Below are 9,622 nucleotides of genomic sequence, written 5' to 3'. Positions count from 1 at the left end.
CTGAGCCAGGATCAAACTCTCCGTGAATGTCTCCACGCAAGAGCGGCACCACCGGGAGGAATAATCCCCGTGATGCACAGCGTCCTCGCTATGTATTGCCTTCCGGCTAAGGAAGGACTTTTCCAAAGGAACCTCATCCCACAACGGGGACGGGGCATCAACATATCTGGCGTTGACTTTTGGCACGCTGTTGAGTTCTCAAAGAACGGAAGCTGCCATCGTGACCGTCACCGGCCCCTCCGGGCTTTCCCTTCGTTGTGTCTCCGACTTTAGCAGATGCTTTCCGGTCGGAATTACCGCCGCGCGTTTCGGAGACGCAAAAACCCGCCCTGAGATTTCTCTCGGATTGATTGATGGTGTCTTCGATGAACGAAGCGATAGGCAGATCCTAGTCGTTCACGCCCGGACACGTCCAGTTCGTGACAACCGTTCTAACCTACATCCCCGGTCGATCCACGTCAATGGACTTCCCGAGGCGAGTTGAAGAGTAGCAGGCGACGCGCACCCTACGCACATCTGTCAGCTGAAGGTCGACGGAGGTGTCTCCAGGTCCTCCAGCTCGATGCCGGGCGCGGTGAGCACGACGTCGCCGGCGATGTGGACATCGTGCTGCTCACCCGTGGCGAGGTCCACGACGAGAAAGTTATCCACAGGCAGCGAACCGCTGTCCGTGGAATGTGCTGTCCTTGTGATCAAGGACCACGACTGATCGACGGTCAGCGGCGCGAGCACGGGAGGCTGGAATGAGACGAGTCGTACGCGGGTGGACGGACCTCCGGGCGCCAGGCGCAGGAGCCGTGCGGTGGCGATCAAGAACGCCGGTGAGGCACCGGTGAAGGCGTGCGCGGAGGCGTTTCCCTCCTGCGCGTGCTCGCCGGTGGGGTCGGTACGCACCCAGGTGACGCCGTCGAGCGCGGCCGCGCGTACGCGCCAGGCGGAGGCGTGCAGTTCGAGGCGGATGGGACGGCCCAGATCGTCAATGGTGAGGTCCACCGAGCCTGCGTGATCCCCGGTGGGAGTAGTGGTCTGTGCCGTATAGCGCCAGCCGGAGGGGCCGGTGGCGCAGTGGAAGTGTTCTGTACCTATGGGGGTGTGGTCGTGGGTGTCATGGAACGAGTAACGGCCGCGGGGCATCGTGTGGTCTCGGTATTCGGCGAGGCCCCCGCCTCGCGGACGAGACGGGGGCCGGTGTTCGGTGGGTCGTTACGCGGTCGGACGCGCGGGTCAGTAGCGGTAGTGGTCCGACTTGTACGGGCCTTCCACCTTCACGCCGATGTACGCGGCCTGCTCCGGCCGGAGCGTGGTGAGGCGCACGCCGAGCGCGTCCAGGTGGAGACGGGCGACCTTCTCGTCCAAGTGCTTGGGAAGCACGTAGACGCCGATCGGGTACTCCTCCGGCTTGGTGAACAGCTCGATCTGCGCCAGCGTCTGGTCCGTGAAGGAGTTGGACATCACGAAGGACGGGTGACCGGTCGCGTTGCCGAGGTTGAGCAGGCGGCCCTCGGACAGCACGATGATCGTCTTGCCGTCGGGGAAGGTCCAGGTGTGGACCTGCGGCTTGACCTCGTCCTTGACGATGCCGGGGACCTTGGCGAGGCCGGCCATGTCGATCTCGTTGTCGAAGTGGCCGATGTTGCCGACGATCGCCTGGTGCTTCATCCGGGTCATGTCGGCAGCCATGATGATGTCGCGGTTGCCGGTGGTGGTGACGAAGATGTCGGCCGTCTCCACCACATCGTCCAGAGTGGCGACCTGGTAGCCGTCCATCGCGGCCTGCAGTGCGCAGATCGGGTCGATCTCGGTGATCACCACGCGGGCGCCCTGGCCGCGCAGGGACTCGGCGCAGCCCTTGCCGACATCGCCGTAGCCGCAGATCACGGCGACCTTCCCGCCGATGAGGACGTCGGTGGCGCGGTTGATGCCGTCGACGAGGGAGTGCCGGCAGCCGTACTTGTTGTCGAACTTCGACTTGGTCACCGCGTCGTTGACGTTGATCGCGGGGAACAGGAGGGTGCCGTCCTGCTGCATCTCGTAGAGGCGGTGCACGCCGGTGGTGGTCTCCTCGGTGACACCGCGGATCTCGGAGGCGAGCTGGGTCCACTTCTGCGGGTTCTCACCGAGGGTGCGGCGCAGCAGGCCGAGGACGTAGCCGTACTCCTCGGGGTCCTCGGGGGAGGTGGCCGGCACCGATCCGGCCTTCTCGAACTCGACGCCCTTGTGGAGCAGCAGGGTGGCGTCACCACCGTCGTCGAGGATCATGTTGGGGCCGCCGGTGGGGGTGTTCGGCCAGGTCAGCGCCTGTTCCGTGCACCACCAGTACTCCTCCAGGGATTCGCCCTTCCAGGCGAAGACCGGGACACCCTTGGGGTTGTCCGGAGTGCCGTCGGGGCCCACGGCGACAGCCGCAGCGGCGTGGTCCTGGGTGGAGAAGATGTTGCAGGAGGCCCAGCGGACCTCGGCGCCCAGGGCGACCAGCGTCTCGATCAGTACGGCGGTCTGCACGGTCATGTGCAGCGAACCGGTGACACGGGCGCCCGCCAGCGGCTGGGCGGTGCCGTACTCCTCGCGGAGCGACATCAGACCGGGCATCTCGTGCTCGGCCAGAGTGATCTCTTTGCGGCCGAAAACGGCCAGGGAAAGGTCCGCGACCTTGAAGTCGGCGGTAGAGGTGGACATGCGATCTGCTCCTCGCGGTTGAGGTCGAGGCGGACAGGGATACGGCGCGGCCGTCGAACGGCTTGGGGTGCGATGTCCTGCGGGCACACCCGTCCCCTTGCGGCAGCGCAATCCGTCGGAGGCCCTCTCTCCCTCGGCCGGTCACCTCACGGTGACCGCCCGACCGCCATCAGCAGCGACGTCTGGCTGGAGACGAATCTACACCGATCGATGGGTCGGCCCCAGTGCGCAGTCAGCGTCCGCCGGGGGTCTGTGCTGGGTCGGGGCCCGCCGAAGCGGCGGTGTCGCTGTAGATATCGGGTTCGAGGTAAATGACGCGAGCGAAGGGTTCCGCGGCGCGGATGCGCTCTTCGGCGGCGTCGATGGCCTGCGCGACCTCGGTGGCGGTGTCGTCGTGCCGGACGGCGATCTTGGCGGCGACGAGCAGTTCCTCGGGTCCGAGATGCAGGGTCCGCATATGGATCACCCGGGTGACGGTGGCCCCGTCGACGATGGCGGAGCGGATCTTGGCGGCGGAGTCCGGGTTCGCGCCCTCGCCGATGAGCAGGGACTTGGTCTCGGTGGCCAGGACGAGTGCGATGACGATGAGGAGGGAGCCGATGCACAGGGTGCCGACACCGTCCCAGACCCCGTTGTGGGTGCCGAGGGCGATACCGACGCCGGCCAGGGCCAGGGCGAGGCCGATGAGCGCGCCGAAGTCCTCCAGCAGGACGACCGGGAGTTCGGGGGCCTTGGCCCTGCGGATGAACTCGATCCAGGAGAGGCTGCCGCGGGTGTGGTTGGACTCCTTTATGGCGGTCCGGAAGGAGGAGCCCTCGGCGATGATCGCGAAGACGAGGACGCCGACCGGCCAGTACCAGTGTTCGACGGGGTGCGGGTGGCGGATCTTCTCGTAGCCCTCGTAGAGGGCGAACATGCCGCCGACGGAGAACAGGACGATGGAGACGAGGAAGGCGTAGACGTACCGTTCCCTGCCGTAGCCGAACGGGTGTTCCTCACTGGCGGCGCGCTTGGCCTTCCTGCCGCCGATCAGGAGCAGTGCCTGGTTGCCGGAGTCCGCGATGGAGTGGACGCCTTCCGCGAGCAGCGACGAGGACCCGCTGAACGCGAATGCCACGAATTTGGCCACGGCGATGGCGAGGTTGGCGCTGAGCGCCGCGATGATCGCCTTGGTTCCGCCTGACGCGCTCATTGATGCTGGATGTCCCTTCCGTCGGCCGGGCAGGTGGCCACGCCTGGTCGGGCGCGGCGGTCGGACAGTGGTGCGGCCTTGCGGCCCTGGTGGATCTCGGGGTGTCAGCGGGGTGTCAGGCGGTCACCGTGGCTCGGAAGACCGTGCCGGCCCCGCTGAGGTCGACACGTTCGCCGGCCGCGAGGAAGGCGGATTCGCCGGGTGCCAGGGTGATGGTGTCGCTGTCGTCGCTGCGCAGTCGGGCCTCGCCGCGGGTGCAGAGCAGGATCTGCGGGGTGCCCCGGTCGAGGGACCGGGCGTCGGTGCCGGGGGCCAGGGCGAAGCGGGAGAGGCGGAATTCGTCGATGGGGGCGGCATAGAGCTCCTCGCCGTCGGAGGCGGCCTCGGGGCGGAGCACGCCGGGGTCGTCGGCCTCGAAGCGGACGATGCGCAGGAGTTCGGTCACGTCGATGTGTTTGGGGGTGAGGCCGCAGCGGAGCACATTGTCGGAGTTGGCCATGATCTCGACGCCGAGGCCTTCGAGGTAGGCGTGCGGGACACCGGCGCCGAGGTAGAGGGCTTCGCCCGGCTGGAGGCGGACATGGTTGAGGAGCATCGCGGCGATGATGCCCCTGTCGCCGGGGAAGCTGTGGGCGATCTTGGCGTAAGCGGCGTAGTCGGCGGCGTACGGGGTGCCTGCGGCGGCGGCGAGGCGGGCGGCGGCCTCGGTGGCGGCGTGCACCGTGGCGGCCATCTCGTCGGGATCGGCGCCGAGGACGGCGGCGAGGACCTCGCGCAGCGCTCGGTCCTCCGGGTGGGCGCGCAGGATGTCCACATAAGGGGCGAGGCTGCCGACGCCGAGGGCTTCGACGAGGTCGGCGGCCTCGGTCGGCCGGCGGAAGCCGCACAGGCCGTCGAACGGGGAGAGCGCCACGAGCATCTCGGGCTTGTGGTTGGTGTCCTTGTAGTTGCGCTGCGGCGCGTCCAGCGGGACGCCCCGTGCTTCCTCGTCGGCGAAGCCTGCCCGGGCCTGTGCGAGATCCGGGTGGACCTGCAGGGACAGCGGCGCGCCGGCGGCCAGCACCTTCAGGAGGAAGGGGAGCCGGGGGCCGAAGCGCTTGACGGTGGCCTCGCCGAGTTCCGCGGCGGGGTCGGCGGCGATGACCGAGTCGAGGGCGACCAGGCCGTCGCCGCGGTCGACGCGCGAGGGCGCGCCGGGGTGGGCGCCCATCCACAGTTCGGCCTGGGGTTCACCGGTGGGCTCGGTGCCGAGCAGTTCCGGGATGGCGGTGGTGGATCCCCAGGCGTAGGGGCGGACGGTGTTGTGGAGGCGGTTCATGCCGATGATGATCTCTCGGTCGAAGCGACGGCCAGGTAAGCGGCGGCGAAATCGGTGAGGGCGAGGAGCTCGGCGGCGGTGTCCAGCGGGGTCCCCGCGGTGGTGGAGATCTCGCTGAGCGGGGTGTCGTGCGCGTAGGCCTGTTCGCGGACCGCCGGCGCGGCGGAGGCCGGCTGGTCGGGGGCCTGCTGGAGCAGCACGATGCGCAGCCGCAGCCGGTCGGGTTCCTCCAGCCGGTCGCGGAAGAAGTCGTCCGGGTCCGCCGAGGCGAGGGAGTTGGCACCTGCCTGGAGGGGGCCGTGGGCGAGGAGCGCGGCGGGGAGTTCGGCGCTGAGCGCGGGCCGGCCGGCGCGGGTGGCGAGTACGGCGGCGAAGCGGCGGCCCGCGGCCCCGGCGATCCGGCCCTGGCTCCACAACAGCGGCAGGGAGTCGTCGAGTTCGGCGGCGAGGGTCTTGGCCGGGTTGCTGTACGTGGCGACGGCGGGACCGCAGCGGGTGGCCACCTCGTCGAGCGTGTCGGCGACCGTGCGCAGCGCGGACGGCGGCGCGTTGAGCAGGCCGATGCGGTCGGCGAGGGCGAGCAGCGGGGTGAGCAGGGCCCAGAAGGCGCCGGTGTCGGCGGCCCGTTCACCGCGCGGGCCCGGCTCGGCGCTGTGGCCGTTGGCGTCCGGGGCGGCGAAGGGCAGTGCCATGCCGCGTACTTGTGCGACGGCTTCGGCCAGCGGCGCCTTGGGCGGGGTGACGGCGGCGGCGGTGCAGCCGCGCCGGTAGGCCTGCTCGATGAGGTCGGTGAGGCCCTGCTCGGTGCCCTCGGTGCTGAGCAGGAGCAGCAGGTCGAGCGAGCCGGCCCAGCCGGGCAGCGCCCAGCGGGATTCCTGCGGGGTGGGTCCGGTGGGGTGGAGGAGCTGGATCGGGCAGTTGCCGGAACTGAGGGCGGACAGCAGGTCTGCCACGGCGGCGGTTTCCGGCCCGCTGCCGGCGATGAGGAGAGTGCGGGGCTGGCCGTCGGGGCGGAGTTCGGCGACGCCTGCCTCCTCCGCGAGCCACAGCGCGGTACGTACCCGGGCCCCCGCGGCGGCGACTCCGCGCAGCAGCCCGTGGACGTCGGCGCGGGCGAGCGCGTCGGGGTCCTCCAGCAGCGTCTCGTCGAACAAAACACGACCTCCCGGTCGGATCCAAGCGGTGATGCGTACTCAGCGGGTCCGCTGAACAGCCGGTCGGCGGCTCAGCGGAGGCGGTCGAGGTGCGGTGGCGCGGTCCGCCCGGGTCAGGCGGGGCGACGGGCCTCGTCCACCAGCAGGACGGGGATCTCGTCGCGCACCGGGTAGGCCAGGCCGCAGGTGCCGGAGGTGCACACGAGTTCGTTCGCGTCGGTGTCCTCGCGCAGCGGGGCGTGGCACGCCGGGCAGGCGAGGATCTCCAGCAGGCTGGGTTCGACGAGCGGCATGGGCGGTGTCCTCCGGGCGGTCTACGGGCCGAGGGCGGCCGGCCTCGGGCATCGGGTGCGCGGTGCCGGCCGGCGGTGGCCGTCGAGGCGGTGGGCGAGCCGCCCGTCGGGCGGCGGCTCCCCCTCTTCGCTCAAAGCCTATCCCCGCGCTCGGGACACACACGCGCCTCGGCGCCGGGCGGCCCGGCCCCCGCGATCGCGGGCCCCGGCGTACGCCCCGCCCCCGCGATCACCGGCCGCGAGGGCCGCACCTGTGTGACCAGCGGCCCGGCGCGCACAGGTGTCTAGGCCCGTACGATCCCGAGCACCTCGTCGCGGAGCCGGGCGACGGTCGCGGTGTCGCGGGCCTCGACATTCAGCCGGAGCAGGGGCTCGGTGTTGGAGCCGCGCAGGTTGAACCACCAGTCGGCGGCGGTGACGGTGAGGCCGTCGAGTTCGTCGAAGGCCAGGCCGGGCCGGCCCGTGAAAGCGGCCCGTACCGCGGCCGTGCGCTCGGCCTGGTCGGCGACGGCGCTGTTGATCTCGCCGGAGGCGGGATAGCGGTCGTACGAGCCGACCAGTGCCGACAGCGGCCCCTCCTGGGCGCCGAGGGCGGCCAGCAGGTGGAGGGCGGCGAGCATGCCGGTGTCGGCGTTCCAGAAGTCGCGGAAGTAGTAGTGGGCGGAGTGCTCGCCGCCGAAGACCGCGCCGGAGGCGGCCATCTCCTGCTTGATGAAGGAGTGCCCGACCCGGGTGCGCACGGAGACCCCGCCGTGCTCGGCGACGACTTCGGGCACCGACCACGACGTGATCAGGTTGTGGATGATGGTGGCGCCGGGGTGCTTGGCCAGTTCCCGGGCGGCGACCAGGGCGGTGACCGCGGACGGCGGGACGGGCTCGCCGCGCTCGTCCACCGCGAAGCAGCGGTCGGCGTCGCCGTCGAAGGCCAGCCCGATGTCGGCGCCGGTCTCGCGGACCTTGGCCTGGAGGTCGACCAGGTTCTTCGGGTCCAGCGGATTGGCCTCGTGGTTGGGGAAGGTGCCGTCCAGCTCGAAGTACATCGGCACCAGCTCGACGGGCAGGCCGTCGAGCACGGTGGGCACGGTGTGGCCGCCCATGCCGTTGCCGGCGTCGACCACGACCTTGAGCGGCCGGATGCCGGACAGGTCGACCAGGGAGCGCAGGTAGTCGGCGTAGTCGCCGAGCACGTCGCGGGCGCCGATCGTGCCGGGCTCGGTGATCGCGGCCGGCACCCCGGTCTCGGACCATTTCTCGGCCAGCGCCCTGATGTCGGCCAGTCCGGTGTCCTGGCCGACGGGGGTGGCGCCGGCCCGGCACATCTTGATGCCGTTGTAGCGGGCCGGGTTGTGGCTGGCGGTGAACATCGCGCCGGGCAGGCCGAGCCGGCCGCTGGCGAAGTACAGCTCGTCGGTGGAGCACAGGCCGATCTCGGTGACGTCCGCGCCGCGCGAGGCGGCACCGCGGGCGAAGGCGCGGGACAGGCCGGGCGAGGAGGGGCGCATGTCGTGGCCGATGACGATCGCCCCGGCCTCGGTGACCGTGACGAAGGCCGCGCCGAGGATCTCGGCGAGCGGCTCGCCCCACTGGTCGGGAACGACGCCGCGAACGTCGTACGCCTTGATGATCGGCGACAAATCGGTCACAGCACACCTCTGTCGGACGGAGCGGAGCGGGCATCAGCAGGGAGCTCGGCGGCGAGGATGCCCAGCGAGCGGAGAGCCCGGCACAACCTACCGAACGGCTTCGGGCGGCCTATGACTCCGGTGACCGGAGAACCCGCAGATGCCCGCGTCTGGCCACTTCCACCGGGTCGATGTCCCGCGCGCCCGAGGGCCCGGGGCCCCGCTGCGGCGGTCGGGCCGCTTCCCGTACGGCGTTGGCCAGGGCTTCGAGGTCGTCGCCGCTGGGGCGCACCGGGCCGCTGTCCGTGGCCAGCCGTACGACCTCCCAGCCGCGCGGGGCGGTGAGCCGCTCCGAATGCTCGGAACACAGGTCGTAGCAGTGCGGTTCGGCATAGGTCGCCAGCGGGCCGAGAACGGCGGTGGAGTCCGCGTAGACGTACGTCAGCGTCGCGACGGCGGGACGGCCGCAGGCGGTGCGCGAACAGCGACGTACAGGGCTCACGACGTTGGACGGTACCGCACTCTTGAACGGGCCGCGACGACTCTCCCCCGACTCACCCGGTCGTGTCGCTCGCCGCCCGCGGGAACCACGGGCCCCGGTCGGCGAGCGCTGACCTGCGCGGACGATGACGGCCAGCCGGGACTTACTCATGGTAAGGCTCTGGTTACGGTTCGACCGGCAAAGATTTCCGATCCGGGGTGGCTGGTTTTCGCCGCTTCCCCGGCCCGGCACGGCCCGCCGCGCTCGGGGTGCCGGGGTACGGGGGCGGCCACCTGATGGGCCGCGTTCGCTCTCCGGGCGACAAGGGCAGGATCTATTGCTGTACGGACTCCCCGCGAGGACTAGGCTCACGCTGATGGACAGCTCGGCTCCCACCCCTCCGATCCCTTCCGCGCCACGACCGCGTCACCGCGACCGTCATGGGCGCGGGATGCGTGGGCCCATCGCGCCTCCGCAGGTGCCGCTGTCGCTCAGCCGGGCCGATGCCTTCGACGACCTGGTACGGGATGCCGCGGACCGGCTGGAGCGGCGCTGGCCGCAGCTGGCGGATGTGGAGTTCGCCGTCCAGGAGGTGCCCTGGCCGCAGGACGGGCTGGCCACCGAGGGCGAGCCGGTGCCGCTGGGCCGGCTGATCAGCGCCGCCAAGGACCGGCCGAGCCGGATCGTCGTCTACCGGCGCCCGGTGGAGATCCGCGCCAAGAGCCGCGACGAGCGGGCCCTGCTGGTGCACGAGATCGTCGTGGAGCAGGTGGCCGAGCTGCTCGGACTGTCGCCGGAGAACGTGGACCCGAAGTACGGCGAGGACTGAGGCGGGGGCGCCGGGTGGACCCCGGCGCCCCGGCCCGGCGTTGGCCGGATCCGGTCC

9 protein-coding genes are annotated in these 9,622 nt (G+C 70.7%); 1 reads left to right on the top strand and 8 read right to left on the bottom strand.

Going from position 1 to position 9,622, the window contains the following annotated elements; translation table 11 throughout:
- Positions 1-519: 519 nt before the first annotated feature.
- From ACFO3J_RS20555 to ACFO3J_RS20520, 8 genes are all read right to left on the bottom strand, one after another.
- Positions 520-1,134 carry a hypothetical protein gene (locus ACFO3J_RS20555; protein ID WP_386431009.1) on the bottom strand — a complete coding sequence of 205 codons (615 nt, stop codon included), beginning with the start codon at positions 1,132-1,134 and terminating at the stop codon, positions 520-522.
- Between the two features lie 90 nt (positions 1,135-1,224).
- On the bottom strand, positions 1,225-2,676 hold the full coding sequence (gene ahcY / locus ACFO3J_RS20550) for an adenosylhomocysteinase (RefSeq protein WP_386431007.1): 1,452 nt from the start codon (positions 2,674-2,676) through the stop codon (positions 1,225-1,227).
- A 232-nt stretch (positions 2,677-2,908) separates the two neighbouring features.
- A complete protein-coding gene (locus tag ACFO3J_RS20545; protein WP_386431005.1) occupies positions 2,909-3,868 on the bottom strand; it encodes a cation diffusion facilitator family transporter in 960 nt (319 codons plus the stop codon).
- A 115-nt stretch (positions 3,869-3,983) separates the two neighbouring features.
- Entirely contained in the window at positions 3,984-5,186 is a 1,203-nt protein-coding gene (gene manA, locus ACFO3J_RS20540; RefSeq protein WP_386431003.1) for a mannose-6-phosphate isomerase, class I, read from the bottom strand.
- On the bottom strand, positions 5,183-6,340 hold the full coding sequence (locus tag ACFO3J_RS20535) for an SIS domain-containing protein (RefSeq protein ID WP_386431001.1): 1,158 nt from the start codon (positions 6,338-6,340) through the stop codon (positions 5,183-5,185). The genes manA and ACFO3J_RS20535 overlap by 4 nt, the downstream gene beginning before the upstream one ends.
- A 113-nt stretch (positions 6,341-6,453) precedes the next feature.
- Positions 6,454-6,633, bottom strand: a complete 180-nt coding sequence (locus tag ACFO3J_RS20530; RefSeq protein WP_093741731.1) for a Trm112 family protein — start codon at positions 6,631-6,633, stop codon at positions 6,454-6,456.
- A 284-nt stretch (positions 6,634-6,917) separates the two neighbouring features.
- Positions 6,918-8,276: a phosphomannomutase/phosphoglucomutase gene (locus tag ACFO3J_RS20525; protein WP_386430999.1), complete on the bottom strand. Its 1,359-nt coding sequence runs from the start codon at positions 8,274-8,276 to the stop codon at positions 6,918-6,920.
- A gap of 109 nt (positions 8,277-8,385) precedes the next feature.
- Entirely contained in the window at positions 8,386-8,757 is a 372-nt protein-coding gene (locus ACFO3J_RS20520; RefSeq protein WP_386430997.1) for a DUF3499 domain-containing protein, read from the bottom strand.
- A 355-nt stretch (positions 8,758-9,112) separates the two neighbouring features.
- Between ACFO3J_RS20520 and ACFO3J_RS20515 the strand changes: the two genes are divergently transcribed.
- Positions 9,113-9,565, top strand: a complete 453-nt coding sequence (locus ACFO3J_RS20515) for a metallopeptidase family protein (RefSeq protein WP_386430995.1) — start codon at positions 9,113-9,115, stop codon at positions 9,563-9,565.
- Positions 9,566-9,622 lie beyond the last annotated feature (57 nt).

The sequence above is a fragment of the Streptomyces polygonati genome (genome assembly GCF_042650325.1).
Lineage (GTDB): Bacteria > Actinomycetota > Actinomycetes > Streptomycetales > Streptomycetaceae > Actinacidiphila > Actinacidiphila polygonati.
The sequence above is the reverse complement of the archived record's forward strand: the minus strand, read 5'-3'. Positions and strand labels throughout refer to the sequence as shown.